Source organism: Streptomyces sp. NPDC058157 (assembly GCF_042884105.1).
Classification (GTDB): domain Bacteria; phylum Actinomycetota; class Actinomycetes; order Streptomycetales; family Streptomycetaceae; genus Streptomyces.
Window position 1 is genome coordinate 1 of sequence record NZ_JBHVUQ010000084.1, and the last position, 24415, is coordinate 24415.

A 24415-nucleotide genomic window follows, 5' to 3' on the forward strand; every position below is an offset into this window, starting at 1 on the left:
CGAAGCCCGCCCCGGACGACACCCCACCCCGGCACCGACCCCGGCCACCCCCGACCCCGCCAACCCCCACCCCGCCCGGCCAGGGCAACGGCCCCCCGACCCCGTAACCGCCCGGCCAGGGCAGGGGCTCATCTGAGAGGGGGAGATCACATCCGATGGTCCTAGTGTGCCTTCACCGCACCCCCCTAGAGTTCGGGCCATGACGGTCCTGCCTGACGACGGGCTCTCCCTGGCCGCCGAGTTTCCTGACGCGACACATGAGCAGTGGCAACGCCTCGTCGAGGGCGTACTGCGCAAGTCGGGCAAGGAAGTCTCCGGCGAGGCAGCGGAAGCAGCACTGTCCACCACGCTCGAGGACGGGCTCACCACCCGCCCGCTGTACACGGCGCCCTCCGGCGCGGACGCGGACGCCCGCACCACCGGCTTCCCCGGCTTCGCGCCCTTCGTCCGCGGCGGCACCCCGGACGGCACCAGCGCCTCCGGCTGGGACGTCCGCCAGCGGATCGCGGGCAGTGACCCCGTACGCGTCAACGAGGCGGCCCTGGCCGACCTGGAGAACGGCACCACCTCCCTCTGGCTGACCGTCGGCCACCACGGGGTCCCGGTGGCGGAGCTCGGCCGGGCCCTGGACGGGGTGTACCTCGACCTGGCGCCCGTCACCCTCGACGCCGGCGCCGAATTCGCCGACGCCGCCCGCGCGTTGCTCGCCCTGTACGCGGAGCGCGGCGTGGCCCCCGCGGCCGCCCGCGCCGCGCTCGGCGCCGACCCGCTGGGCCACGAGGCCCGTACCGGCGAGGCCCTGGACCCCGCGCCCGCCGTCGAGCTGGCCCGTGAGGCGGCCGCGTCCTGGCCGGGCGTGCGCGCCCTGACCGTGGACGCGCTGCCGTACCACGAGGCCGGCGGCTCGGCGGCCGAGGAGCTCGGGCTGTCCCTGGCCACCGGCGTCGCCTACCTGCGCACCCTCACCGACGGCGGCCTCGGCACCGAAGCCGCCCTCGGCCAGCTGGAGTTCCGCTACGCGGCGACCGCCGACCAGTTCCTGACCATCGCCAAGCTGCGCGCCGCCCGCCGTCTGTGGGCGCGTGTCGCCGAGGCCTGCGGCGCCCCGGAGGCCGGCGCCCAGCGGCAGCACGCCGTCACCTCGCCGGTGATGATGACCCGCCGCGACCCGTGGGTGAACATGCTGCGGACCACCGTCGCCTCGATGGCGGCCGGCGTGGGCGGCGCGGACTCCGTCACCGTGCTCCCGTTCGACAGCGAACTCGGCCTGCCCGACGCCTTCGCCCGGCGCATCGCCCGCAACACCTCCACCATCCTCCTGGAGGAGTCGCACCTGGCCCGGGTGATCGACCCGGCCGGCGGCTCCTACTACGTGGAGCAGCTCACCGACGAACTGGCGCACGCGGCCTGGGAGTTCTTCCAGACCGTCGAGCGCGCCGGCGGTCTCGCCGCCGCCCTGCGCTCCGGCCTGGTCGCGGAGCGCCTCGCGGCCACCTGGGCGGCCCGCTCGAAGAAGCTGGCCACCCGCCGCGAACCGATCACCGGCGTCAGCGAGTTCCCGCTGCTCTCCGAGAAGCCCGTGGTGCGCGAGGCCGCGCCGGCGGCGCCGTCCGGGGGCCTGCCCCGGGTGCGCCGGGACGAGGCGTACGAGGCGCTGCGCGCCCGCGGTGACGCCCACCTGGAGTCGACCGGTACCCGCCCGAGGGTGTTCCTCGCCGCGCTGGGCCCGGCCGCCGCGCACACCGCGCGGGCCACCTTCGCCTCGAACCTCTTCCAGGCCGGCGGCATCGAGCCCGTCCACGACCCGGTGTCGGTGGACGCGGCGACCGCGGCCGCCGCGTACGCGGCGAGCGGCGCGGACGGCGTCGCGGTGCTGTGCTCCAGTGACGCGCTGTACGAGGAGCAGGCCGAGGCGGTGGCGGCGGCCCTGCGCGCGGCCGGCGCCTCGACGGTGTTCCTCGCGGGCCGGCCCGGCACCGCGGCCGGCGCCGTGGACGAGTACGTCTTCGCCGGCTGCGACGCGGTCGCCGTGCTGTCCTCCGTACTCGACCGGATGGGAGTCTCGGCATGAGCATCCCCGATTTCTCCGAGCTCGCCCTCGGCGCGGCCGCACCGGCCGCCTCCGAGGACCAGTGGCGCGCGGCGGTGAAGGAGTCCACCGGGGCCGCCACCGGCGACCTGCTGTGGGAGACCCCCGAGGGCATCGGCGTGCAGCCGCTGTACACCGGGCGGGACCTGGAGGGCCTGGACTTCCTGGGCACGTACCCGGGCGTGGCCCCGTACCTGCGCGGCCCGTACCCGACGATGTACGTGAACCAGCCCTGGACGATCCGGCAGTACGCCGGCTTCTCCACGGCGGAGGAGTCCAACGCCTTCTACCGGCGCAACCTCGCGGCCGGCCAGAAGGGCCTGTCGGTGGCCTTCGACCTGCCGACGCACCGCGGGTACGACAGCGACCACCCGCGCGTGACGGGTGACGTCGGCATGGCGGGCGTGGCGATCGACTCGATCTACGACATGCGCCAGCTGTTCGACGGGATCCCGCTGGACAAGATGTCGGTGTCCATGACGATGAACGGCGCGGTGCTGCCGGTCCTCGCCCTGTACATCGTGGCGGCGGAGGAGCAGGGCGTCTCCCCCGACAAGCTCGCCGGGACCATCCAGAACGACATCCTCAAGGAGTTCATGGTCCGCAACACCTACATCTATCCGCCGAAGCCCTCGATGCGGATCATCTCGGACATCTTCTCCTTCACCTCGCAGAAGATGCCGCGGTACAACTCCATCTCGATCTCCGGGTACCACATCCAGGAGGCGGGGGCCACGGCCGACCTGGAGCTGGCGTACACCCTGGCCGACGGCGTGGAGTACCTGCGGGCCGGGCAGGGCGCCGGACTGGACGTGGACGCGTTCGCGCCGCGCCTGTCGTTCTTCTGGGCGATCGGCATGAACTTCTTCATGGAGGTCGCGAAGCTCCGCGCGGCGCGCCTGCTGTGGGCGAAGCTGGTCAAGCAGTTCGACCCGAAGAACACCAAGTCCCTCTCGCTGCGCACGCATTCGCAGACCTCGGGCTGGTCGCTGACCGCGCAGGACGTGTTCAACAACGTGACGCGGACCTGTATCGAGGCGATGGCCGCGACCCAGGGCCACACCCAGTCGCTGCACACCAACGCCCTCGACGAGGCCCTGGCCCTGCCGACGGACTTCTCGGCGCGCATCGCGCGCAACACCCAGCTGCTGCTCCAGCAGGAGTCGGGAACCTGCCGGTCGATCGACCCGTGGGGCGGCAGCGCGTACGTGGAGAAGCTGACGTACGACCTGGCGCGCCGGGCCTGGCAGCACATCCAGGAGGTCGAGGCGGCCGGCGGCATGGCGCAGGCCATCGACGCGGGCATCCCGAAGCTGCGCGTGGAGGAGGCCGCGGCCCGTACCCAGGCGCGGATCGACTCGGGCCGCCAGCCGGTGATCGGCGTCAACAAGTACCGCGTGGAGAACGACGAGCAGATCGACGTGCTCGTGGTCGACAACTCCTCGGTGCGCGCCCAGCAGATCGCCAAGCTGCGGCGGCTACGCGAGGAGCGCGACGAGACCCGTACACAGGACGCCCTGCGGGCGCTGACGAACGCGGCCGAGCGCGGCGCCGGTCAGGGCCTGGAGGGCAACCTGCTCGCCCTGGCGGTGGACGCGGCGCGGGCCAAGGCGACCGTCGGCGAGATCTCGGACGCCCTGGAGAAGGTGTACGGGCGGCACGCGAGCCAGATCCGTACGATTTCCGGTGTGTACCGCACCGAGGCAGGCGAGTCCCCGTCCCTGGAGCGCACCCGTGCGCTCGTCGACCGGTTCGAGGAGGCGGAGGGCCGCCGGCCGCGCATCCTGGTCGCGAAGATGGGCCAGGACGGCCACGACCGCGGCCAGAAGGTGATCGCCACGGCCTTCGCCGACCTGGGCTTCGACGTGGACGTGGGCCCGCTGTTCCAGACCCCGGCGGAGGTGGCCCGCCAGGCCGTCGAGGCGGACGTCCACGTGGTGGGCGTCTCGTCGCTGGCGGCCGGCCACCTGACCCTCGTCCCGGCGCTGCGCGAGCAGCTGGCGGAAGAGGGCCGTGAGGACATCATGATCGTGGTGGGCGGCGTCATCCCGCCGGCCGACGTCCCCACGCTGCTGGAGATGGGCGCGGCGGCGGTGTTCCCGCCCGGCACGGTCATCCCGGACGCGGCCCACGACCTGGTGATGCGGCTCGCCGCGGACCTGGGCCACGAGCTGTAGGCGGACGCGGGATGCCCCCGAAGATCGACATCGACGTGTACGTGAAGGGCGTGCTCGACGGGAAGCGCGCACAGATCGCGCGCGCCATCACCCTGGTCGAGTCCACCCGGGCCGACCACCGGGCGCTGGCGCAGCGGCTGCTGACGGAGCTCCTCCCCCACGCGGGGAAGGCGCGCCGGATCGGCATCAGCGGGGTGCCGGGGGTGGGCAAGTCCACCTTCATCGACGCGTTCGGCACGATGCTGACGGGTCTGGGCCACCGGGTGGCGGTCCTCGCGGTCGACCCCTCGTCCACGCGGACGGGGGGCTCCATCCTGGGCGACAAGACCCGGATGGAACGCCTGTCGGTGGACCCGGCGGCCTTCGTACGCCCCTCGCCCTCGGCGGGAACCCTGGGCGGGGTCGCGAAGGCCACCCGGGAGTCGATGATCGTGATGGAGGCGGCGGGCTACGACGTGGTCCTCGTCGAAACCGTCGGCGTGGGCCAGTCCGAGACCACGGTCGCGGGCATGGTCGACTCCTTCCTCCTGCTGTCCCTGGCCCGCACGGGCGACCAGCTCCAGGGCATCAAGAAGGGCGTCCTGGAACTGGCGGACGTCCTGGCGGTGAACAAGGCGGACGGCCCGCACGAACGCGACGCGAAGGCCGCCGCCCGGGAACTGTCGGGCGCCCTGCGCCTGATGCACCCGGCGGACGCGGCGTGGACCCCGCCGGTCCTGACGTGCAGCGCACGGGAGTCGACGGGCCTCGACGAGCTCTGGAGCCGCCTGGAACAGCACCGGACGGTCCTGGAGACGGGCGGCCGGCTGGCCGCGAAGCGGGCGGCGCAGCAGGTGGAGTGGACCTGGTCGATGGTCCGCGACGAGCTCCTGCAACGCCTGAAGGCGGCCCCGGCCGTACGGGACCTGGCCCCCACCCTGGAGGCGGGCGTCCGCGCCGGCACGATCACCGCCACGTCGGCGGCGGACCGGATCCTGGCGGCGTTCACGGGGTGAGGGGTGGTGCGGGCCCGGGGTGCCGGGCCCGCGGCGGCGTCACGCGGTGTCCATGACGTCCGCTTCCCGGATGAGGTCCGGGAGCAGGCCGAGGCCTCGGAGGCGACTGCGGTCCGCCTCGACGGCAAGCGTCCTCAGCGTGGCGATCGCCGCCAGCGGCGCGACATCGATGTCCCCCTCCCCCGTGAGCTCGCCGGTGAGCTCACAGGTCGTGATCCGGGGGAAGGCCGCTGGCAGCCGGCGGATGACCGACGGCAGGGATTCCTCGACGATGCCGGTGAGTTGCAGCACGGTGACACCAGGCAGGGTCGCGTCCGCCGGGAGGGTGTCGAGCGACGAGGCCGGGACCATGAGGGACTGGAGGGGCAGGGCCATGACCTCGTACCAGTCGGCGTCGGAGACGGGCGCGGACTCGGGGTTGAGCACCAGCCCGACGAGCCCCGACAGTGCGCCCAGTCCCTCCAGCCCGTCCTCGCAACACACCTCACCGTTGAGCAGGAGCATCCTGAGAGGGGCGTCCGTCGGCAGGGCCCGTGGCGACCAAGCCATACCTGCGGGACCGTCAATGGCCAGGATTTCCAGCTCTCGCAGCTCCGAGATGCCGCGCAGGTCGAAGTCCGGCCGTCGGGTGCTGATCTCAAGCTGTCTGACGGACGTGCCGCCGAGCGCGGAGACGTCCGTCAACTCCGGGCAGTCACCGAGTTCGAGGTACTTCGGGGCGGACTCCGCCGTGAGGAAGCCCAGATCGGGCAGGGTAGCGCCAAGGAGCATCAGGCGAGCGGGGCGGTATCCGTCCAGGAACCGCGCCAGCGTCCGAGCCGATACGTCCCGCCGGACGTCCAGGCGCTCCGGGCGGATTCCGAGACGCTCCAGTTGCTCGAACTGTTCGTCGGACTGGACGGTGTAGTGGAGGCCCGTCGGGTCCAGCCGGGCGATGACCTCGTCCGCGTAGTCGGTGCTCTCGAAGCGCGACCAGGCCCACATGAGCTGGGAACGGACCAGCACATCGGCGTGCTGTGCGAACCGGGCCAGTACGGGGACCGCCGCCTCGGACGCCACATGGGAAGCGGCGATCACCACGCGGAAGGCGTCCGGGCCGACGAGCTTGCCCGGCTCGGGGAGGAGCCCCAGCACCAGGGGCCCGACCTCGGCCAGTGCCCGGGCTTCCTCCTCGCTCTGCGGCGGGATGAGCGATGCGGTGCGGGCCTCCACTTCCGCCCGCATCTCGGGCGCGAGCGTGGTGGCGTGCTCCAGGCAGGCGGCAGCGAGGAGGTAGACCCGTGTCTGGGTGCGGCGGTCGGTGGAGGCGTCGCCCAGGGCGAGCAGGTCGCGGAAGATCGCCGCTCGTTCGGCGGGCCGGGCCAGGGCGACCGCCATCCGGATGACGTCCTCCCACTGGTCGTCGCCCGCGTGCCCGGCCAGCAGCCCGAAGTCACCCTCTTCCACGGCTGCCCGCGCACCGAGGAAGTCCTGGAAGGTGCGGTGGACGAAGTGCACCGTGCCGGGGCCCGGTTCGCGGAGCAGGCCGCTGCGCTGGAGGAAGTGGTCGAAGACCTCGGGGGCCCCGCCCAGGGCGGCCGCCTCGGCGACGGCGGGGAGGGCCCGGGCGATGATGTCCTCGGCCCGTGAACGGTCCATCTCCGTGCGGCCGTTCTTGATCAGCCAGTACGCCAGCCGCTGGAGCAGGTCGAGCTGCGGTTCCTCCCGGAGGTCGGGCACGCGCATGTCGCGCTCCCGGTCACGGCGGCTCAGCAGCATGGAGAGAGCCGCCTCGTAGAGGTCCTTGCGGCCGTGCGGGAGGTAGCCGCGCCGGTCGCGGTGCAGGGCGCAGATCAGGCCGCACATCAGGGGGTTGGTGGCGAGCCGGCCGAGCTCGGGCTTGAGGCGTACGGAGGCGAGCAGCTGGGCCTCGTAGGCGTCCAGTTCCTTGTCCTCGTCCGCGCCCTGGCGGGCCGCCTTGTGCCAGCGCCTGATGAAGGTGGCGACCTCGGCGGGGCCCATCGCGGACAGGGTGAGCTCGGTGAAGCCCTCCTCGACGAGCCAGTCCATGCCGACGGCGGAGGGCCTGGTGGTGACGAGCCAGCGGTTGGCGCCGTCGTACAGGTCCATCAGGTCCCGCAGCCAGGTGCGCGTGCGCTCGCGCTCGGCTTCGGGGACCTCGTCGATGCCGTCGACGAGGAGCAGGCCGCGCCCGGCGGAGAGCACCCGGTGCGCCCAGCCGTCGGGCTGCCCGCCGCCGAGCGGACAGCCGGCGGCGGCGAGGAAGTCCTTCGGCTCGGGGAGCCGTTCGCCGTGGCGGGTCAGGGTGCGCAGGGGCAGGACGAAGGGGATGCGGTCCTCCAGGTAGGCCATCTGCGGCGGGAGGTCCTGACGCGCAGCGGATACGGCCAGCCACTGCACGAGGGTGGTCTTGCCGGATCCGGCCTCGCCGCGCAGCAGGACCCGGCGGCCGGTTGCCAGGGCCTGGTCGGCATGCCTGGGGGCACGGGCGTCGGCAATGAACCGGGGCAGGTCGGGAGCGCTGGCGTCGATGCCGCGGTACAGCGCCAAACGGCCTTCGTCCCGGCGCCGCTCGGCCTGGGCGGCGGCGATGATCGCGGCAGGATCCTGAACCAGGAGTGTGCCCGCACCATCGGCCCCCGCGTCGAGCGCGGCCATGAGCGCCCTGGTGAACCGCCCCGCTGACGTCACCTCCAGGCTCAGGTACGCCGCGTCCAGCGGCCACCGGGTCGGGGTGTGGGCGAGGTCGATGCCGTAGATCGTCAGCTTCGCGTGTTTGCGGGCGGCCCACGGCAGGTACTCGGCCTCGAACGCCGCGTCCCGCGCGCCCGGGAGGGGGTCGCGGCGGATCAGTTCGTCCACCTTGGCCGTCAGCTCCGCGATCCCCCGGGTCTGTTCCACCAGGGCGTGGGCGACGAAGGTCGAGCGCTGGGTGAAGAAGTGCAGGATGTGCAGGCAGGCGGCTTCGAGCAGCCGCTCGTAGAAGTACGTGCCGTCCGCGGTCAGTTCGCGTTCCGGGCGGCCGGCCGACTCCCTCAGTTTGCGGGCGAACGCGGCCGCGCCCAGGCGGACGGCGTCCACGTCGGACATCGTGAGGTCGCCCAGGGCGTGCAGGGTGGTGGCGAGGGCGTCGGTCACCGCCTGCTGTTCGTCGGCGCTGACGGCGCGTTCGCCGTGGCGCAGGGCCTCGCGGACCAGCTTGGCCGCCAGGGTGCGCACGTCGGACTCCCTCAGGGAGCGCTTCTCGCCGCGGAACGAGACGTATCCGGAGATCCGGACCGGCTTGTCGACCAGGCCCGCGCCGGGGCCCTCCGTGACGAAGATCTTCCTCACTAGCGGGCCGATGGCCGCCGAGGCCAGCCGGCTGCCGATGATCCCGGGCTCCATCTGCGCGTCCCCCCGCGACGTCGTGATCGCTGCGGGGGGAATCCTATGGCGCCCGGGACGGCGGCGGGCCGGAAGGGCTACGCGTCGACGAGGGCCGGGTCCTCCTCGGACAGGGCCGTGCGCAGGACGCGGGCCCGTTCGGCCGGGTCGTCGGTGGCGAGCAGGGCGGAGAGGACCGCGATGCGGGCCTGGCCGGCGCGCAGGGTGCCGGTGGGGACGGCGCCGGCGGCGACGAGGTCGACCGCGCCGCCGTGGGTGTAGATCTCGGTGACCGGGCCGGCCGGGACGCGGGTGGTCAGGGCGACGAGGACGCCGCGCGCCACGGCCTCCCGTACCGCCTCGACGATCTCGGGGGTGGCGTTGCCCGCGCCGGTGCCGACGAGGACGATGCCCCGGGCGCCGGCCGCCACGGCGGCGTTCAGGAGGACGGGGTCGCCGTCGGCGTGGTGCATCACCATGTCCACGCGCGGCGGGAGCTCCGGCATCGCGGGCAGGGCCAGGGCCTGCGGGCGCTGCGGCCGGCGCAGGACGGTGACCTTGCCGAAGCCGATCTTGCCGAGGAGCTCGCGCGAGGGGTCCGCGAACGCGTCCAGGGCCACGGCCTGGGTCTTCATGGTGCCGCGGGCGGCGTGCACGCGGCCGGCGAAGGCGACCAGGACGCCGAGGCCGCGCGTGGTCGCGGCGGTGAGCAGGGCGTCGTAGAGGTTGCCGGGGCCGTCGCCCTCGGTGGAGCCCATGGGCAGCTGCGAGCCGGTGAACACGACGCTGCGGGGGTCGTGGTGGTGGAGGTCGACCAGGAAGGCGGACTCCTCCAGGGTGTCCGTGCCGTGGGTGACGACGATGCCGTCGACGGCCGGGTCGGCGAGGACCTCGTGGACGGTGCGCAGCAGGGTGAGCTGGTGGGCGGTGGTCAGGCGGGGGCTGTTCACGCTGAACAGGTCGACGACCTCGACGGTGAGGCCCTCGGGCAGCGGCGCGGTGGCCATGACCTCGCGGCCGTCGGCCTCGGCGGCGAAACCCGAGCCCGTCCACCGGCTGGCTATCGTCCCGCCGGTGCTGATGACGACGATGCGCCCCATGGCCACCCTTCCCTGACGTCTGTCTGGACCCCCGAGCGGGGTTCGCACATATTTGCTGGAAAGGGCAATGATAGTGAGATCTACGCGCAATGCGATTGCGCGTTGCCGGTCGGGGCGGTGAAATCGTGGGGGATGATTGCGCAATGGACGCCATTGATCGTGAAATCTTGCGCGAGCTCCAGCGCGACGGACGGCTCAGCAACCAGGAGCTGGCCCAGCGCGTGGGGCTGACCCCGTCCCCCTGCATGCGTCGGGTCCGGCAACTGGAGCAGGACGGGGTGATCCAGGGGTACCGCGCGGTGATCGACCCCGAGGCGGTCGGCCGGGGCTTCGAGGTGCTGGTGTCGGTGGAGGTCCGCCGCGACCGGGAGGCCGTCGAGGCCTTCGAGGCGGCCCTCCAGGACATCCCGGACGTGGTCGAGGCCTACCGGCTGTTCGGCAGCCCGGGCTGCCTGCTGCGCATCGCGGTCGCGGACCTGCGGGCGTACGAGCGGCTGTGGATCGAGCGGCTGACGGCCCTCTCCGGGGTCACGGAGGTGAACTCGCAGATCATCATGAAGCGGATCAAGGAGCCGACCGGGCTGCCGGTCTGAGGCCGCGCGTCAGAGGTCGCCCTGGACCAGGGCGTGGAGGTGCTCGTCGTGCCAGCCGTCCTCGTGCAGGAGGGCGCTGCGCATCGTCCCCTCCAGGGTGAAGCCGGCCTTCTGCGCCACCCGGCACGAGGCCGTGTTGGCCACCGCGTGGCACAGCCGGAGCCGGTGCAGCCCGAGGTCGTCGAACGCCCACCGGCTGACCCGCTCCACGGCCTCGGCCACCGCCCCGCGGCCGCGGCCCTCGGGCAGGATCCAGTAGAGGATCTCGGCGCTGCCTCCGGCGAGGTCGATGTCGCCCCAGCCGATCAGGCCCACGGCCCGGCCGCCGCCGGGCCGGGCCAGCGCCCACAGCACGCTCCGCTCGTCGCGCCGGCGCTCGTGCATGCGCTCGATCCGCAGGCGCGCCTCCTCCTCGGACGCGACGACGAGCCGGTTCCACTGCCGGATGGCCGGCTCCAGGGCGGCGGCCACCAGCGCGCCGGCGTCGTCGGGCCGCCACGGGCGCAGCTCCAGGCCGCCGGGGAGCGGGAGCACGGGCTGTTCCATGGCGGCCAGGCGGCCTGCGGGAACTACGGGCGGGAGGAAAGGTACGGACGGTACGGGCGGAGTGATCATCACTGCATCGTGCCGGACGCCTTCCCCCGGCGGAAGGTGAGCAGGACCACCACCGCCCCCGCCGCGGCCACGGCCGCGCCCAGCACCGAGGCGACGTGCATCGCGTGGACGAAGCCGTCGTCGGCCGCCGCGGCGAGGTCCGGGCGGGAGAGCCGGGCGGCGAGCTGGCGGGTCGCCTCCGCCGAGGCGCTCGCCGTCTGCGCGAGCGGGGCGGGCAGGGGCGCCAGGGCCGGTTCGATCTGCGAGCGGTAGGTGGTGGTGAGGAGGGAGCCCAGGACGGCGACGCCCAGGACTCCGCCGATCTGGCGCATGGAGTTGTTCACGGCCGATCCCGCACCGGTGCGCTCCGGCGGCAGGACCGCCATCACCGCCTCGGTCGTCGGGGCCATGGCGGCGCCCATCGCCGCGCCCTGGACGAAGAGGAGCAGCCAGAACCAGGCCATCGGGGTGCCCGTCCCGATGCCCGTGTACGCCAGGAAGGTGCCGGCGGCGACGAGCATGGCCGGGCCGACCACCGGACCGAGGCCGAAGCGGCGGACCAGGCCGGCCGACAGGGGTGCGCCCGTCAGGACGCCGGCCGCCACCGGCACCAGGTTCAGCCCCGCCTCGAAGGGGGTCTGGCCGCGGACGCCCTGGAGGTAGAAGGCGGTGTAGAACATCGACCCGGAGAGGCTGAAGTAGGTCAGCATCACCGAGACGGTCGCGCCCGAGAAGCGGGCGTTGCGGAAGAGGCGCACGTCGAGGCTGGGGGTGCTCACCCGCAGTTCGACCAGGACGAAGACCACCAGCACGACCGTGCCGCCCGCGATCGGGCCGAGGACGGCGGGGCCGGTCCAATCGTTGCGGTGGCCGCCCTCGATCAGGCCGTAGACGACCGCCAGCAGGCCGACGGTGGACAGCAGGACGCCCAGCGGGTCCAGCTTCGTACGGCTCGTGCTCCGCGCCGCCGGCAGCAGGAAGAACGCGCCGAGCACCGTGACGGCCGCCAGCGGCAGGTTGACCAGGAAGACCGACCCCCACCAGAAGCGCTCCAGCAGCGCCCCGCCGACGAGCGGGCCCGCCGCGATGGCCAGTCCGCTGGAGCCGGACCAGATGGCGATGGCCATGGCCCGCTCGCGGGCGTCGAACACGGCCGAGATCAGGGAGAGCGTGGCGGGCATGATCAGCGCGCTGCCGACGCCCATGGCCCCGCGTGCGGTGATCAGTTCGCCGGGGCCGCCGCTGAGGCCCGCCCACAGGGACGAGGCGGCGAAGACCGCCGTCCCCGTGAGCAGCATCCGGCGGTGGCCGTACCGGTCGCCGAGGACCCCGCCGCTGAACAGCATCACGGCGAAGATCAGCGTGTAGGAACTGATGCTCCACTGGAGCTGGTTGGTGCTGGCACCCAGGCCCTCCCGCGGGTCGGCGAGGGTCTTGAGGGCCACGTTGAGGATGGTGTTGTCCAGCCAGACCGTCAGCTGCGCGAGCACGAGTACGGCGAGGGCCAGGCGGCGACGCCCCGCCGGGATCCGGGGGGCGTCGGGCGCGGACTGCTCCGGCTCCTGCCCGGCAAGCTGCTGAACCACGGGGATGCGACCTCTCGATGCGATCGGGGAGGAGCCGGGAGGCCGGCCCGCGACCGATCGTCCAGGGCGGCCCGGAGGAGGGTCAATTGATCCCGGGCTACTGGCAGTTAGCTGCCAACGGACCCCTTCCGCGCGGCCGTCCGCTCGGCGAGGGCACCCAGGGTGGCGAGCTGGCGGCGCATCATGAACAGGTCGCCCCGGGCCATCATCCGCAGCCGGGCGGCTCCGAGCCGGCCGGGCCGGCGGCCCACCATCATCTTGACGACGAGCCGGGTGGTCCGCGCGTCCACCGGGTCCGCCCGGTAGGTGATCGCGAACTCGCCGAAGGCCCGGACCGCCCAGGGGGTGGTGAGCAGCAGGGTGAGGTGGCGGTCCGGTTCGAAGCCGACGAGTTCGAAGATGGTCATGACCCGTTGCCCGGTCTCCAGCCGCTCCGCCCCCGGGGTGAGCCTGCGGGGGCTGCGGCGGCCGAAGTTGTCCAGGCTGTCGTAGCTGTACGGGGCCACCTTCAGCTGGCACAGCCAGCGGAACACCACGGGGGCCGGCGCCCGTACGGTCACGGCCCGCAGCCAGGGCTCGGCCGAGGGGCCGAGCAGGTCGTCACAGGGGTAGGCGGCGCCCCGTTCCCCGGGCGTCGCCCCCCACGTACGGGGGTCTCCCACGGCGGCCGCTACCCCAGCGCCCGCTTGAGGAAGTCCAGCACCGCCGTGCGGTACCGGTCGGGGTCGGTCTTCATCCCCTGGAGGTGTTCCGTTCCCGGCAGGACCTCGATCTCCGCCCGCGGGTAGCGGGCGGCGAGGGCGCGCGCCCCCGCGACGGGGATGATGCTGTCGTCCTCCCCGGCCAGGATCAGCACGGGGGTGTCCAGGTACGCGCCCTCGGCGGGCGGCGGCCACTGGGCCCGGAGCATGGCCGTGCCCAGCCGGGAGAACACCGCCGTCAGCACCGCCCAGGAGGGGCCCGAGCGCAGCGGGCGCGGCACCGGGAGCCCCTTGGCCCGCAGGAAGTTGCGGAACAGCGGTTCGAGTTCGAGCGCGGGGCCGCTGTCGCAGACGATCGCGTCCACCGGGCGGTCCGGGCGCCGCAGCAGGTAGAGCGAGGGGAAGGTGGAGAAGGAGAAGCCGAAGACCGCGAACCGCGCGTCCTGGTACCCGTCGCTCCCCCGCAGGTGGTCGACGACGGCCACCACGTCGTCGGTGTGGCGCTCGCTGAGCCCCCAGAAGGCCTTGTCGGAGTCGCTGAGCCCGTGGTTGCGGTGGTCGAACAGGGCGACGGTGTACCCCGCTTCGTGCAGGAAGGCGGCCTGGGCCAGGCTCGCCGACTTGCTCAGGCCGATGCCGTGGCCGATCACCACGACCCGGTCGGTGCCCCCGCGGCACAGCCAGACGTGGAGGGTGCGGCCGCCGCCGGGGAGGGGGACGGACACCTCCTCCAGCGGCAGGCCGAAGTCCCGCGGGTGCTTGTGGTGGGGGCGGCGGGGCGGGTGGTAGACGAGGTACGAGAGCAGTGCTCCGTACACCGGCGCCGCGGGCGCCGCCAGAACCGGGAGGAGACCGCTCAGGAGCCCGCCGCGGCGCGGCGGTTTGGAGGATCCGTTTTCCGTTTCCGCGCTTTCTCGTATTTCCGTCCCGTTGTCTCTTCCCTGCATTTCGATTCCCTCCCGGTGCATACCGTGGTGCGGCCGTCCGGACCGTTCGCGTCAGCCGCAGCCGCCGGCGTGACCCCCGTCAGCCGACCTGGCCACGCTATCCGCCGGGGCGTGCGGAGAACCGGCTTTCGCGCTTTTCCGATTTCCGCCGTCCGCCGCCCGCCGGCGAACCGAGCGGGCGAAATCGGATATCCGGTCCGTCCCCCAGAATTTGTCGTGCCCGTCGATGAGAAAGGGGACGCCGAACACCCCGTCCCGCCAGACGTCCAGGAGCGCCGACACCCCGCGCCCGCGCAGCTGCGGGTCCCGGACGGCGCCGGCCAGCCGCTCCGCGGGCAGGCCCAGCTCCGCGCCGAGCTCCCCGATCACCGACGGGTCGCAGACGTCGCGCCCCTCCTGCCAGCGCGCCCGGTAGACCCGGCCGACGAACTCCGGTCCGCGTCCGGCGTCCTGGGCCACCAGCCAGGCCAGGTGCGGGACCTCCCAGCAGGGCTCGCGGTCCACCGGCCAGGTCGGCTCCAGCCCGCGCTCCCGGGTCAGCCGCCGGACGTCCTGGAGGATGTACAGGTGCTTCTCGCGGGACATGGCCACGTACGGGAAGCGGCCCCCGGCGGCTTCCAGGGCCCGGGCGCTCTCCTCGTCCGGTTCCCAGAACGGCCGCCATTCGAGCCGTTCCACCACGTCGGGGTGGTGGGCGAGCAGGTCCTGGTGGGCGAGCCAGGAGTAGGGGCTGCGCAGGGAGAAGTAGAAGCGCGGCGGGGTCTGCCGGCGCGCCCTGGGGGACGGGCCCGCCTCAGACAACGAGGCCCCCGTCGATCTGCAGCACCGAGCCGGTCACGTACTCGGCCCCGACCAGGTACGCGACCGTGTCCGCGACCTCCTCGGGACGGCCCAGCCGGCGCAGCGGGATGCCGCGCAGCGCCTTCTCCCTGACCTTGCCGGACAGGCCGGCGGTCATGTCGGTCTCGATGAAGCCGGGGGCGACGGCGTTGGCCCGGATGCCGTAGGGGCCGACCTCCTTGGCGAGGGCCTTGGTGAAGCCGATGATGCCCGCCTTCGAAGCGGAGTAGTTGGTCTGGGTGGCGTGCCCGTAGACCCCCGCGACCGAGGAGATGTTGACGATGCAGCCGCTCTTGCGCTTCATCATCTCGAAGACCACCGAGCGGCAGACGTGGTAGGTGCCGTCCAGGTTGACGCCGAGCACCTGCCGCCAGTCCTCGTCCGCCATCATCAGCAGCGGCTGGTCCCGGACGATGCCGGCCGAGGTCACCACGACGTCGATGCCGCCGAGCCGGTCCTCGACCCCGGCGACCAGGGCCCGTACCGCGTCCGGGTCGGAGACGTCCGCCTGGTGCCCGTGGACCCGGACCCCCAGTTCGGCGGCCTCCTTCTCCAGTTCGGTGGCGGCGTCCGGCCGCGAGGCGTAGCAGAAGGCCACGTCGTGGCCGTCGCGGGCGAGGCGCAGCACGGTGGCCCGGCCGATGCCGCGGGTGCCGCCGGTGACCAGGGCGACCTTGGGCGTGCTGTCCGACATGCGGGTACTCCTCACTGGACGCCGGCGGGCTGGGCCGCCGCCGGGCTCTGTTCGCGGGCTGCGGTCAGCTCGGCGGCCGGGCGCATCGCCATGACCACCCGTCCGACCTCCATGACGGTCTCGCCGCCGACCAGGGCCTCGCCCTCGAAGATCACGGTGTCGCTGAGGGCCCGGACCAGCCGGACCCGGTGCTCCAGCACGTCGCCGGGGTACACGGGCCGGTGCAGGACGACGTCGGAGATGCTGCCGAAGAGCATCACCTGGCCCGACAGCACGTCCGGGTTGGGCTGGTCCCACGCGGCCAGCACCCCGGCCGCCTGGCACCAGGACTCGACGAGCAGGGTCTGCGGATAGCCGTGCCCCTCGTCGTCGGCGTCCTCGGCGAGCCCCTCGTACCAGGGTTCGTTGCAGGTGACCGCCTTGAGGGCGGTGAGGCGTTCCTCGGGGACCAGTTCGGTCACCCGGTCCACCAGCAGCATCGGGTAGCGGTGCGGCAGCACCCGCTTGATCCCGGTGGTCGTCAGCACGGGGTGCTCCCTTCGGTGAAGCGCAGCCGGACCGTCGCGGCGCGGCCCCGGTCGGTGGCGGCGACCGCCTCGCAGCGCCAGTGCCCCTCCCGGCGGGTCCACTTCAGTTCGACCGTGAGCCGGTCGCCGGGGAAGACGGGGCTGAGGAAGCGGGTGGACTCGACGGCCCGGAGCGTGACGCGGGCGCCGGGGGCGGGGGCGGTGGCCAGCGCGCTGCGGTGGACCAGTTCGACGACGCACACGCCGGGGAAGATGGGGAAGCCGGGGTAGTGGCCGGGGAAGACCCGTTCGTCCGCGTCGATGCGGACCGTGGTGCGCGGGGCGCCGTCGGCGCCGTCCCGGTCGAGGAGCGGGACGGCGCGGACCGGGCCCGCGGCGGGGGCCGCCATCAGGCGGCCGTCAGCTTGGCGTCGAGCAGGTCGTAGGCCTTGCGCAGGCAGGTGACCTCCTTGAGTTCGGACTCGCCGAGCTTGACGCCGTACTTCTTCTCCAGGACGACCATGACCTCCAGGGCCATCAGGGAGTCGACGCCGAGGTCGTTCACGAAGTCGGCCTCGTCGGTCAGTTCGGCCTCCTCGACGTCGAGGACGTCGGCGACGGTGCGGCGCAGGTTCTCGAGTTCGAGGACGGCGGGGGCGGTGGTCTCGGACATGTGGTTCTCCTTCGTGTGCGTGGGACGGTTGTGGTGCGTCGGTCCGGTCGGTCAGCGCAGGCGCAGTACGGCGCAGCCGACCACGCCGTCGCGGTCCACCGAGGTGATCAGGCCGACGGAGCCGGCCAGGCCGGGGCGGCCCTCGGCGGTGGCGAGCAGTGCGGCGGTCTGGAAGGAAGCGGAGGCCGCGTGGGTGTCGCCGATCAGCTCGGCTCCGGGGACGTGTTCGGGCTCGTGCGCCGCGAACACCGCGTCGAGGGCCTCGCGTTCGGCGGCGCCGCGGACGCCGTGGGCCCCGGAGGCGGCGACGAGGGCGACCTCCCGCGGCTGGACGGCGGCCCGGTCCAGGGCGCGGCGGACGCTGTCGGCGAGGACGGGGGCGACCTGGGCGTCGGTGTGGAAGACGCCGAATTCGAGGGCGAGCACCTCGGCCAGGCCGGGCCGGCCGTGCTCGGCTGCGGCCTCGGCGGACTCCAGCAGCAGCACGGCGGCGCCCTCGCCGAGGATCCCGTCGGCCTCGTCGGGCCTGCGGGTGTGGAACTCCAGCCAGGCCCGGGCCGGGGAGAACTCCTCGACCGCCCCGCACAGCACGGTCCTGGTGTGCCCGGACTTCTGCAGCCGCAGGGCGTAGTTGAGGGCGAGGAGCCCGGAGGCGCGGCCGCCGGCGACGGTGGTGTTGGGGCCCTTGAGCTTGTGCCAGATGGCGCACTGCCCGGCGGCGCAGTTCATCACCGTGTTGGGGAAGCGCATCGGGTCGACGTAGAAGGGCTTCTCCTGGACCACGGAGTCGCGGGTGAAGTCCATCATGCTCTGGGCGCTGCCGGTGTTGGTGCCGAGGACCAGTCCGGCGTCCTCGCCGACGCCGGGGATGCGTGCGCCCGCGGGGTCCTGGAGGAGCCGGCCGACGGCGGTGACGGCGAGGCCGGTCACCCGGTCCATGGAGCGGGTGCCCTTGCGGCCCAGCACGGCCTTGCTGTCGAAGCCGGGCACCAGGCAGGCGGTGTCGACGGGGCCGTCCCAGACGCCGCGGTCCAGTGCGGCGGCCGCGCTGCGCCCGGTGGTGATGCCGGCGGTGAACTCCGGGCGCTCCAGCCCGTACGGCGAGACGGCCGACCAGGCGGTGATGAGCGGCCCTCGGCGGGCGGTGACGGTTTCCATGGGTCGCGGTGCTCCTTCGGTGGCTTCGGTGGGGCGTACGGGCGTGGGCCCGCCGGGCACGGGGGCGGTCCGGGGCGCGGCCGCGGGGGTGGTCACAGGAAGTGCACGCCCTGGTACGCGGACCAGTCCGGGCGGCTGTCGGGGCGGGCCCGGCGGACGCCGGGGAGCAGCCGGTCCGGGTCCGTCCCCAGGCCGGTCAGGTCGGCTTCCTCGGCCCAGACGCCGGCGCCTTCGGCGAGCAGGGTGCGCAGGGAGGCGCGCGGGTCGGGGAGGGTGTCGAGCTCGACGCGGCCGATGCGGACGGTCCGCGCCGGGGCGTCGTCGGCGGCGGTGGCGAAGGTGACGGCGAGGCCGCGCAGCAGGAGGTCCAGCCCGCCCTGCTGCCGGTTCAGCTCGCGGGCCAGGTAGAGCACGTCGGCGAACTGGGTCTCGACCGAGCCGCGGTAGGCCCGTTCGACGACCAGCAGCCGGCGCCCGGTCGTGGGCTGTGGTTCCACGGTCAGCACACCCCCAGGAAGAAGGCCTTGTCGGCGGCGTCGAGGTGTTCGGTGAACTTGAACGGGGCGCGCAGCCGGATCCCCGGGATGTGGGCGTCGGTGCCGCGTTCCTGGCTGCAGAACCGGCACGCGTACCAGTGCAGGGCCGTGGGGAAGGCCGCCAGCAGTTCGGCGGCCAGGGCGGCCGTCGTCGGGTACTCCCGGGCCCAGTCCACGACGTTGCGCGGCTTTCCGTCACCCAGCGCCTGCCGGGTGAGGCCCGTGGCGTGGCCGCAGGTCCACAGGTGGACGCGGGCGCCCCGGGCGAGGAGGGCCTGGGAGAGCCGGAAGGCGGAGGTGACCAGGTCACCGGTGTGCGGGGCGCCCATGATCGCGATCAGTACGTCCGCGCGCGGCAGGGGGTTGGCCATGTCAGTGCCACACTCCCCGTACGCCGGGCCGCAGCAGCCGTTCGGCGACTTCGTCCATCTCCACCGCCCGGACCCCGGGCGCGAGCCGTCGCGCGGAGAGGGCGCGCTGGTCCAGCGAGAAGGCGTCCGCCCAGACCTCGCCGCCGGCGGCCAGCACCCGGCCGACGGCCGGTCCGGCGGCGGCGAGGCCCTCGGTGACCCCGTTCTCGATCAGCAGCACGGCCACGCCGTGCCCGGCGCGGGCGAGCCGGACGGCGTCGCCGAGGAAGGCCTCGGAGCCGGGTCCGGCGTAGCCGCCCTGGGATTCCACGAGGAGGTACTCAGCCATGGCGGACCCCCTCCTTCCTGCGGTCGGCGGCGGCCTCGAAGGAGGCCTCCAGGAAGCCGAGGACGCGCTCGCGGTATTCGGCCGCGTCGAAGCGCAGGGCGTTCATGTGCATGGCATGGGGCGCGGTCCAGCGTTCGGCGTCGGGGTAGCGGTCGGCGACGCCCATGATCTGGGCCTCGCCGATGACGGGGTCCTGGGCTCCGGCGATGAACATCAGCCGGGTCGGGAGCCCGGTGAGGTCCGGGGGCCAGTTCCGCACGGCCAGCATGTGCATGCAGATCCGGGAGAAGAGACGGCGGTAGAGGGCGTGGGCGGCGCCCGTCCTGACCGGTGCGGGCAGCTGGGACCGGCGCAGGCCGGCGAACTCGCGCAGGCCGGCGGCCGTGTCGGACATGGGGCCGCTGTCGCAGACGACGGCGGCGACGGGGGCGGCGATGCGGCGCAGCACGTGCAGGGAGACCCAGGTGGAGAACGAGAAGCCGATCAGGGCGAGTTCCCCGGTGCCGACCTCGGGGTCCCGGCGCACGGCCGCGATCACGTCGGCGAGGTCGCCGGTGTAGCGCTCGGACATGCTGCCGTACTTGCGGTCGCGGCCGCTCTCGCCGTGGTTGCGCATGTCGTACGCGACGACGTGGTGGCCCGCTTCGTGCAGCAGCGCGATGTGGCCGAGGACGCTGGACTTGGTGCGGCCCATGCCGTGGCAGATCACCACCGTGTGGGGTCCGCGCCCGGGTACGACCCACGCGTCGAGGGTCACCCGGTCGCGGGTGGTGGTCACGGACAGGGGGCGGACCGGCAGGCCCTTGTGGGCCGGGGTGCGGCCGGGGCGGGCGGCGGGCGGATGGTACAGCTCGTGGGCGTGCCGGGCGGCGAGTACGGCCCCGGTGGCGAGGGCGGACACGGCGGACAGCAGGGCGCGCGGGGAGCGGTGGCCGGGCGGGCGCTGCCCCTGGCCGCCTGCGGAGGTTCGGGTGCGCATCAGGTGGTCAGCGCCTCGCCGCCGTCGACGCCGATGACGTTGCCGGTGATCCAGGAGGAGTCGGTGCGGGCCAGTGCGACGACCGCGTCGGCGACGTCCTCGGGGCGGGTGAGGCGGCCGTGCGGGTTGCTGCGGGCGGCGAGTTCGACCAGCCTCTCGTGCGCGGGGATGCGCTCCAGCGAGGGGGTGACGGTCACGCCGGCGCGCAGGGAGTTGACGGAGACGCCCTGCGGGGCGAGTTCGAGGGCGAGCTGGCGGACGTGCGATTCGAGGGCGCACTTGGCCGCCGAGACGGCGCCGTAGTGGGCGGTCACCCGCTGGTCGCCCGCGCTGGTCATCGCGAAGATCTTCGAGCCGGCGCCCAGCAGTCCGGCCGCGTCGAGGCTCTGGGTCCAGTAGACGAGGGAGTGGGCCATCACGTTGAGCGTCATGTCCATCTGCCGGGCCGTCAGGGCCGGGCCTCCGTCCGCCGGCAGGTAGGGCAGCAGGGTGCCGAACGCCAGGGAGTGCAGGACGACGCGCAGCGGCGCGCCGCCCGTCAGTTCGGCGAAGCGGGGCACCAGCTCGCTGCGGGTGGCGGGGGAGGCCGCGTTGGCGTTGAAGAAGTGGGCCTGCACCCCGGTGGAGCGCAGCTCCTCGACGGCCGCCCCGGCCTTCTCCTGTCCCTCGGCGGTGTCGAAGTGGACGCCGAGGACGTGGGCCCCTTCGTGGGCCAGGGCCCGGGCGTTGGCCAGGCCTATCCCGCTGGAGGCGCCGAGAACGAGGCACCAGGAACCCTCGAGTGACGTCGTCATGAACTCCCTCTCCTACTGCGTGCTGGTGGTACGGGGGTGTGTCGTGTTCAGGCGGCGGGGGCCGCGGGGACGGCCGCCGGGGCCGGTCCGGCCGGTGCGTCCGGCGGCGGGGTGAGGAGGGCGAGCGCGAGGTTGCCCTGCGCCGCCGCGGTGACGACGAGGACCGGGCCCGGCAGTGCGGCCAGCGCGCCCGCCGCCTGCAGCAGGGGCTCCAGGGCTCCCGCGCCCGCCGGGACCGTCTCGGCGTCCGGGCCGAGGGCCTCGGCCACGGCCCGGCCGACGGGCGAGCCGTCCAGTACGGCGATCACCCGCGGGGCGGCGGCCGGGCCGGCCCCCCATGCGGTCAGGGCGGCGTCGATCAGCTGCCGGGCCCGCTGCGCGCCCCGGCCCGCGGCGGCGGTGCGCGGGGGCAGGAACAGGCTCCGCACCCGGCAGTGCCCGTAGGCCCGGCCGCCGCGCGCCCGGACGGACTCCAGCGGCTCCAGGACGAGCGCGACGGCGCCGCGTTCGGAGTCGGCGTGCCCGGCGTGCGCGGGGTCGAGGGCCTCCTCGGTGGCCCCGGCGAGCAGCCAGGCCGCCCGGCCGGCGGCGACGGCCCGGGCGCCGGTCTCCAGGGACTCCAGGCCGGCGACGCGCGGCGAGGTGACGGTGAGGTTGAAGGCCTTGAGCCCGTGTTCGGTGGCCAGCCGGCTGCCGAAGAGGTTGATCGAGAAGTAGGGCGCGGTGACGGGGCTCAGGGCGGCGGCGCCCTCGGCGAGCACGGTGCGGTCCATGGCCTCGTGCAGGGCGGCGGCCGAGCTGTTGGTCCCCACGGCGGCCCCGCGCAGCTCCGCGGGCCAGTGGTCCGGTTCGTCCCGGGCGTCGGCCAGGGCCTCCTTGGCGGCGGCCAGGAAGTACTGGGAGGCGGCGGGCAGGTACTTGTAGCCGCGCGGTCCGAGCCGGGTGCGGTGGTCGAACCAGTCGCCGGACTGCGCCGCCGCGGCCGGGCGGGCGCTGCGGGCGGCTTCCTGCGGGCGGTCGCCCCGGGGGGTCACCACGCCGATGCCCGACACCACCAGCGGCGCGGCCCCGTGCGCCGGGGACGTGGGGGTGGTCATGCGCGGGCCTCCTGGAGGACGAGGGATACGTTGTTGCCGCCGAAGGCGTAGGCGTTGACCAGGGCGTAGCTCCCGCGCAGCGGCGCGGGCTCGACGGGCAGCAGCACGTCGCAGTCCGGGTCCCGCTCCTCGACGGGGCGGTTCGGCGGCACGGTGCGGTGGTGCAGGACGAGCGCCGCGGCCACCGCGGCGAGGGAGGCGGCGGCCCCGCCGGTGTGCCCGACCAGGGCCTTGAGGCTGTACAGCGGGGTGCGGTCGGCCGCCGCGCCGAGCACCTCGTGCAGGGCGCGGCTCTCGACCGCGTCGTTGAGTTCGGTGCCGGTGCCGTGGGGCACCACGCAGCCGATCTCGCCGGCGCCGGCCCCGGCACGCTCCAGCGCCTCGCGCATGGCGCGGACGATCTGCGTGCCGCCGGGTTCCGGGGCGGTCGCGTGGTGGGCGTCGCAGCTCCATCCCTCGCCCGCGAGCCGTGCGTACACGCGCGGGGCCCGGCGGGCCTCGGCGTGCGCGGCGGACTCCAGCACGAGGACCCCGGCGCCCTCCCCGAAGACGGTGCCGCGCCGGTTGGCGTCGAAGGGGCGGCACCGCTCGGGGTCGACGGCGCCCAGCCGGTTGAAGCAGGCCAGCGCCACCCGGGAGTAGGCCTCCGCTCCCCCGGCCAGCACCACGTCGGCGGCGCCCGTACGGATCAGCTCGGCGGCGGCCGAGATGCCGAAGCCGCTCGCGGCGCAGGCGTTGCTGATGCTGGTGTTGGGCCCTTCGGCGCCGAGCCACTCGCCGAGGGCGGAGGCCACGGAGAAGACCGGGGCCCACTCCCCGCCCTGCGGGTGTCCCTCCGCCCTCCACCGCTCGTGCAGGGTCGCGTCGCCCATGCCGGTGCCGATGACCACCGCGACCCGCTCCGGCGCCACCTCGCCGAGGGCGGAGTCCGCCAGCGCCTGCCGGGCGGCCTCGACGGCGAACCGTGCGGCGAGGCTGGGGCCCTCGGCGGGCCCGTCCGGTTCCGGCGTCCCCGGGACGGAGTACATCAGCGGGACGTCCATCCTGGCGTGCGGGTCGGCCGTCCGCTCGGGCCGGCTGCGCGCCCGCATCAGGCCGTGCCAGAGGGCATCGGCGCCGGAGCCGAGGTGCGAGACCGCGCCCAGACCTGTGATCAGCACTTCTTCCATCGGGGTCTACTCCGGGATGCGGGAAGGGGACGGGAGGGGGGAAGGGAAGGGACCCGGCGGCCGGGTCAGGCCTGCGGGAGGCCGCCGTTCAGCGCGCGCACGACCCGCTCGTCGAAGCCGACCAGGCTCCAGTCGCGGCGGTTCTCGAACACCGCGTAGCCGTGGGTGATCCGGCCGGTGGCGGTCTGGACGAGGCGCCCGTCGCGGACCACGTAGAAGTCGGTGCGGGCCGTGTAGGTGAAGTCCTTGAAGACCTCCTCGACGGTGAAGACCGTGTACAGGTCCTCCTCCATCAGGGCCTCGTCCAGGAAGGTGACCTGCGAGCGGGGCACCACGGGGATCCACTTGCGGTCGTCCAGCAGCGTCTTGATCGAGATGCCGCGGTCGGCGAGGAACAGGTCGACGACCTCCTCGACCTGGCGCAGGTAGCCCGACAGCGCGAGGCGCTCGTTGAAGTGGCAGTACGGGTAGGGGATCCGCCACTTCCAGCCGAAGGCGTTCTCCCCGGCGAGCAGCTGCTCCAGCACCGGGTCCGCGCCGGTGGTGCCGCGGCCGGCGGCCAGGGCGGTGTTGTCGGCGACGGCCACCTCGGTGCCGTGCCGGGGGCCGCGCCCGGTGCCGTCGCCGAGGCGCTCCACCGTGAAGCGGGCGAGCTCCCGGGGGTGGGCGAGCGGGGCGAGGTAGTCGTCGGCGCGCAGGGAGACCTCGGCCTTGGAGGTGACGGCCTTCAGCTCCTTGCCGTCGCGCTCGACGTACAGGGTGACGGAGAAGCGGAAGCGGGTGTCCTCGTCCCGGGTGGTCGGGACGACGACGGCGCGGGCCTCGTCGTCCTGGTGGAAGGCGTGCAGGATGCGGGTGTCGAGGTCGACGACGTCGAGGCCGAGGCCGTGCTCCTCGAACAGCTCGCGGGAGGGCAGTCCGGCGCTGCGGAAGTGCTCCAGGACCGCTTCCTCGACGAGGTAGTTGACGTGCTTGAAGCCGATCCAGGTGTTGATGTTGGAGCCCTCGAAGCGGGGGCGCACCCGGACGGTGGTCTCCGTCCCCAGCAGGTACTTGACGGCCGTTTCGGCGTGGGTGGTCATGTCGGTCGCTTCCTTGTCCTTGTCGGCGGTTCGGTTGCGG

At 73.8% G+C, this 24415-nt stretch carries 24 protein-coding genes; 4 read left to right on the forward strand and 20 right to left on the reverse strand.

The annotated features are described in order from the left end of the window. The first annotated feature begins 199 nt into the window (after window positions 1–199). The 3 genes from ACFVXK_RS21235 to meaB are packed head-to-tail and all read left to right on the forward strand — an operon-like array spanning window position 200 to window position 5261. Window positions 200–2071 (forward strand): methylmalonyl-CoA mutase family protein, encoded by a 1872-nt coding sequence (locus ACFVXK_RS21235; RefSeq protein WP_389613882.1) that lies wholly within the window; start codon window positions 200–202, stop codon window positions 2069–2071. Next, window positions 2068–4266 carry a methylmalonyl-CoA mutase gene (scpA, locus tag ACFVXK_RS21240; RefSeq protein WP_389613884.1) on the forward strand — a complete coding sequence of 733 codons (2199 nt, stop codon included), beginning with the start codon at window positions 2068–2070 and terminating at the stop codon, window positions 4264–4266. The genes ACFVXK_RS21235 and scpA overlap by 4 nt, the downstream gene beginning before the upstream one ends. Before the next feature lie 11 nt (window positions 4267–4277). Continuing rightward, a complete protein-coding gene (gene meaB, locus ACFVXK_RS21245; protein ID WP_389613886.1) occupies window positions 4278–5261 on the forward strand; it encodes a methylmalonyl Co-A mutase-associated GTPase MeaB in 984 nt (327 codons plus the stop codon). 39 nt (window positions 5262–5300) lie between these two features. Here the strand turns inward: meaB and ACFVXK_RS21250 are convergent, their stop codons facing one another. Together ACFVXK_RS21250 and ACFVXK_RS21255 are read right to left on the reverse strand one after the other, a co-directional pair. Next, window positions 5301–8648 carry an NACHT domain-containing protein gene (locus tag ACFVXK_RS21250; protein ID WP_389613887.1) on the reverse strand — a complete coding sequence of 1116 codons (3348 nt, stop codon included), beginning with the start codon at window positions 8646–8648 and terminating at the stop codon, window positions 5301–5303. A gap of 77 nt (window positions 8649–8725) precedes the next feature. Next, window positions 8726–9727: an asparaginase gene (locus ACFVXK_RS21255; protein WP_389613890.1), complete on the reverse strand. Its 1002-nt coding sequence runs from the start codon at window positions 9725–9727 to the stop codon at window positions 8726–8728. A 143-nt stretch (window positions 9728–9870) separates the two neighbouring features. Here ACFVXK_RS21255 and ACFVXK_RS21260 point away from each other — a divergent pair, with 143 nt between their 5' ends. Continuing rightward, window positions 9871–10320, forward strand: a complete 450-nt coding sequence (locus ACFVXK_RS21260) for an Lrp/AsnC family transcriptional regulator (protein ID WP_389613892.1) — start codon at window positions 9871–9873, stop codon at window positions 10318–10320. Window positions 10321–10329: 9 nt separating this feature from the next. On the opposite strand, the gene ACFVXK_RS21265 is transcribed toward ACFVXK_RS21260, so the two are convergent. From ACFVXK_RS21265 to ACFVXK_RS21350, 18 genes are all read right to left on the reverse strand, one after another. Further along, on the reverse strand, window positions 10330–10866 hold the full coding sequence (locus tag ACFVXK_RS21265; RefSeq protein ID WP_389613894.1) for a GNAT family N-acetyltransferase: 537 nt from the start codon (window positions 10864–10866) through the stop codon (window positions 10330–10332). Window positions 10867–10934: 68 nt separating this feature from the next. After that, entirely contained in the window at window positions 10935–12500 is a 1566-nt protein-coding gene (locus ACFVXK_RS21270) for an MFS transporter (protein ID WP_389613896.1), read from the reverse strand. Between the two features lie 107 nt (window positions 12501–12607). Next, window positions 12608–13162, reverse strand: coding sequence for a hypothetical protein (locus ACFVXK_RS21275; protein ID WP_389613898.1), 555 nt, complete (start codon window positions 13160–13162; stop codon window positions 12608–12610). A gap of 8 nt (window positions 13163–13170) precedes the next feature. Beyond that, window positions 13171–14019: an alpha/beta hydrolase gene (locus ACFVXK_RS21280; protein WP_389613900.1), complete on the reverse strand. Its 849-nt coding sequence runs from the start codon at window positions 14017–14019 to the stop codon at window positions 13171–13173. A 180-nt stretch (window positions 14020–14199) separates the two neighbouring features. After that, a complete protein-coding gene (locus tag ACFVXK_RS21285) occupies window positions 14200–14949 on the reverse strand; it encodes a 2-hydroxychromene-2-carboxylate isomerase (protein ID WP_389613902.1) in 750 nt (249 codons plus the stop codon). Beyond that, window positions 14942–15682 carry a 3-oxoacyl-[acyl-carrier-protein] reductase gene (gene fabG / locus ACFVXK_RS21290; protein ID WP_389613903.1) on the reverse strand — a complete coding sequence of 247 codons (741 nt, stop codon included), beginning with the start codon at window positions 15680–15682 and terminating at the stop codon, window positions 14942–14944. Before fabG ends, ACFVXK_RS21285 begins: the two co-directional genes overlap by 8 nt. An 11-nt stretch (window positions 15683–15693) precedes the next feature. Then, on the reverse strand, window positions 15694–16209 hold the full coding sequence (locus tag ACFVXK_RS21295) for a 3-hydroxyacyl-ACP dehydratase FabZ family protein (protein WP_389613905.1): 516 nt from the start codon (window positions 16207–16209) through the stop codon (window positions 15694–15696). Then, window positions 16203–16598: a 3-hydroxyacyl-ACP dehydratase FabZ family protein gene (locus tag ACFVXK_RS21300; protein ID WP_389613907.1), complete on the reverse strand. Its 396-nt coding sequence runs from the start codon at window positions 16596–16598 to the stop codon at window positions 16203–16205. The genes ACFVXK_RS21295 and ACFVXK_RS21300 overlap by 7 nt, the downstream gene beginning before the upstream one ends. Continuing rightward, the gene (locus ACFVXK_RS21305; protein WP_389613909.1) at window positions 16598–16861 is read right to left on the reverse strand and encodes an acyl carrier protein; all 264 of its coding nucleotides are present in this window, start codon (window positions 16859–16861) and stop codon (window positions 16598–16600) included. The genes ACFVXK_RS21300 and ACFVXK_RS21305 overlap by 1 nt, the downstream gene beginning before the upstream one ends. A 51-nt stretch (window positions 16862–16912) precedes the next feature. Further along, the gene (locus tag ACFVXK_RS21310; RefSeq protein ID WP_389613912.1) at window positions 16913–18019 is read right to left on the reverse strand and encodes a beta-ketoacyl synthase N-terminal-like domain-containing protein; all 1107 of its coding nucleotides are present in this window, start codon (window positions 18017–18019) and stop codon (window positions 16913–16915) included. A gap of 92 nt (window positions 18020–18111) precedes the next feature. After that, complete coding sequence (locus ACFVXK_RS21315) at window positions 18112–18516, reverse strand: hypothetical protein (RefSeq protein ID WP_389613914.1); 405 nt, start codon at window positions 18514–18516, stop codon at window positions 18112–18114. Window positions 18517–18518: 2 nt separating this feature from the next. Then, window positions 18519–18926 (reverse strand): hypothetical protein, encoded by a 408-nt coding sequence (locus tag ACFVXK_RS21320; RefSeq protein WP_389613916.1) that lies wholly within the window; start codon window positions 18924–18926, stop codon window positions 18519–18521. A 1-nt stretch (window position 18927) separates the two neighbouring features. Beyond that, complete coding sequence (locus tag ACFVXK_RS21325; protein ID WP_389613918.1) at window positions 18928–19254, reverse strand: hypothetical protein; 327 nt, start codon at window positions 19252–19254, stop codon at window positions 18928–18930. Next, window positions 19247–20233 (reverse strand): alpha/beta hydrolase, encoded by a 987-nt coding sequence (locus ACFVXK_RS21330; protein ID WP_389613920.1) that lies wholly within the window; start codon window positions 20231–20233, stop codon window positions 19247–19249. Before ACFVXK_RS21330 ends, ACFVXK_RS21325 begins: the two co-directional genes overlap by 8 nt. Next, entirely contained in the window at window positions 20233–21027 is a 795-nt protein-coding gene (locus ACFVXK_RS21335) for an SDR family oxidoreductase (protein WP_389613922.1), read from the reverse strand. Before ACFVXK_RS21335 ends, ACFVXK_RS21330 begins: the two co-directional genes overlap by 1 nt. A gap of 47 nt (window positions 21028–21074) precedes the next feature. Beyond that, complete coding sequence (locus ACFVXK_RS21340; protein WP_389613924.1) at window positions 21075–22124, reverse strand: beta-ketoacyl synthase N-terminal-like domain-containing protein; 1050 nt, start codon at window positions 22122–22124, stop codon at window positions 21075–21077. Then, on the reverse strand, window positions 22121–23293 hold the full coding sequence (locus tag ACFVXK_RS21345) for a beta-ketoacyl-[acyl-carrier-protein] synthase family protein (RefSeq protein WP_389613925.1): 1173 nt from the start codon (window positions 23291–23293) through the stop codon (window positions 22121–22123). The genes ACFVXK_RS21340 and ACFVXK_RS21345 overlap by 4 nt, the downstream gene beginning before the upstream one ends. Before the next feature lie 65 nt (window positions 23294–23358). Beyond that, complete coding sequence (locus ACFVXK_RS21350) at window positions 23359–24375, reverse strand: thioesterase family protein (protein WP_389613938.1); 1017 nt, start codon at window positions 24373–24375, stop codon at window positions 23359–23361. Window positions 24376–24415: the final 40 nt, after the last annotated feature.

What these genes read in the sequence shown, in the direction of transcription:
- fabG (WP_389613903.1), bottom strand. Translation starts at nt 15,682, where the DNA reads ATGTCGGACAGCACGCCCAAGGTCGCCCTGGTCACCGGCGGCACCCGC.
- ACFVXK_RS21320 (WP_389613916.1), bottom strand. Translation starts at nt 18,926, where the DNA reads ATGGCCAACCCCCTGCCGCGCGCGGACGTACTGATCGCGATCATGGGC.
- ACFVXK_RS21340 (WP_389613924.1), bottom strand. Translation starts at nt 22,124, where the DNA reads ATGACCACCCCCACGTCCCCGGCGCACGGGGCCGCGCCGCTGGTGGTG.
- ACFVXK_RS21350 (WP_389613938.1), bottom strand. Translation starts at nt 24,375, where the DNA reads ATGACCACCCACGCCGAAACGGCCGTCAAGTACCTGCTGGGGACGGAG.
- ACFVXK_RS21250 (WP_389613887.1), bottom strand. Translation starts at nt 8,648, where the DNA reads ATGGAGCCCGGGATCATCGGCAGCCGGCTGGCCTCGGCGGCCATCGGC.
- ACFVXK_RS21260 (WP_389613892.1), top strand. Translation starts at nt 9,871, where the DNA reads ATGGACGCCATTGATCGTGAAATCTTGCGCGAGCTCCAGCGCGACGGA.
- meaB (WP_389613886.1), top strand. Translation starts at nt 4,278, where the DNA reads ATGCCCCCGAAGATCGACATCGACGTGTACGTGAAGGGCGTGCTCGAC.
- ACFVXK_RS21255 (WP_389613890.1), bottom strand. Translation starts at nt 9,727, where the DNA reads ATGGGGCGCATCGTCGTCATCAGCACCGGCGGGACGATAGCCAGCCGG.
- ACFVXK_RS21325 (WP_389613918.1), bottom strand. Translation starts at nt 19,254, where the DNA reads ATGGCTGAGTACCTCCTCGTGGAATCCCAGGGCGGCTACGCCGGACCC.
- ACFVXK_RS21330 (WP_389613920.1), bottom strand. Translation starts at nt 20,233, where the DNA reads ATGCGCACCCGAACCTCCGCAGGCGGCCAGGGGCAGCGCCCGCCCGGC.
- ACFVXK_RS21235 (WP_389613882.1), top strand. Translation starts at nt 200, where the DNA reads ATGACGGTCCTGCCTGACGACGGGCTCTCCCTGGCCGCCGAGTTTCCT.
- ACFVXK_RS21265 (WP_389613894.1), bottom strand. Translation starts at nt 10,866, where the DNA reads ATGGAACAGCCCGTGCTCCCGCTCCCCGGCGGCCTGGAGCTGCGCCCG.
- ACFVXK_RS21345 (WP_389613925.1), bottom strand. Translation starts at nt 23,293, where the DNA reads ATGGAAGAAGTGCTGATCACAGGTCTGGGCGCGGTCTCGCACCTCGGC.
- scpA (WP_389613884.1), top strand. Translation starts at nt 2,068, where the DNA reads ATGAGCATCCCCGATTTCTCCGAGCTCGCCCTCGGCGCGGCCGCACCG.
- ACFVXK_RS21300 (WP_389613907.1), bottom strand. Translation starts at nt 16,598, where the DNA reads ATGGCGGCCCCCGCCGCGGGCCCGGTCCGCGCCGTCCCGCTCCTCGAC.
- ACFVXK_RS21310 (WP_389613912.1), bottom strand. Translation starts at nt 18,019, where the DNA reads ATGGAAACCGTCACCGCCCGCCGAGGGCCGCTCATCACCGCCTGGTCG.
- ACFVXK_RS21335 (WP_389613922.1), bottom strand. Translation starts at nt 21,027, where the DNA reads ATGACGACGTCACTCGAGGGTTCCTGGTGCCTCGTTCTCGGCGCCTCC.
- ACFVXK_RS21305 (WP_389613909.1), bottom strand. Translation starts at nt 16,861, where the DNA reads ATGTCCGAGACCACCGCCCCCGCCGTCCTCGAACTCGAGAACCTGCGC.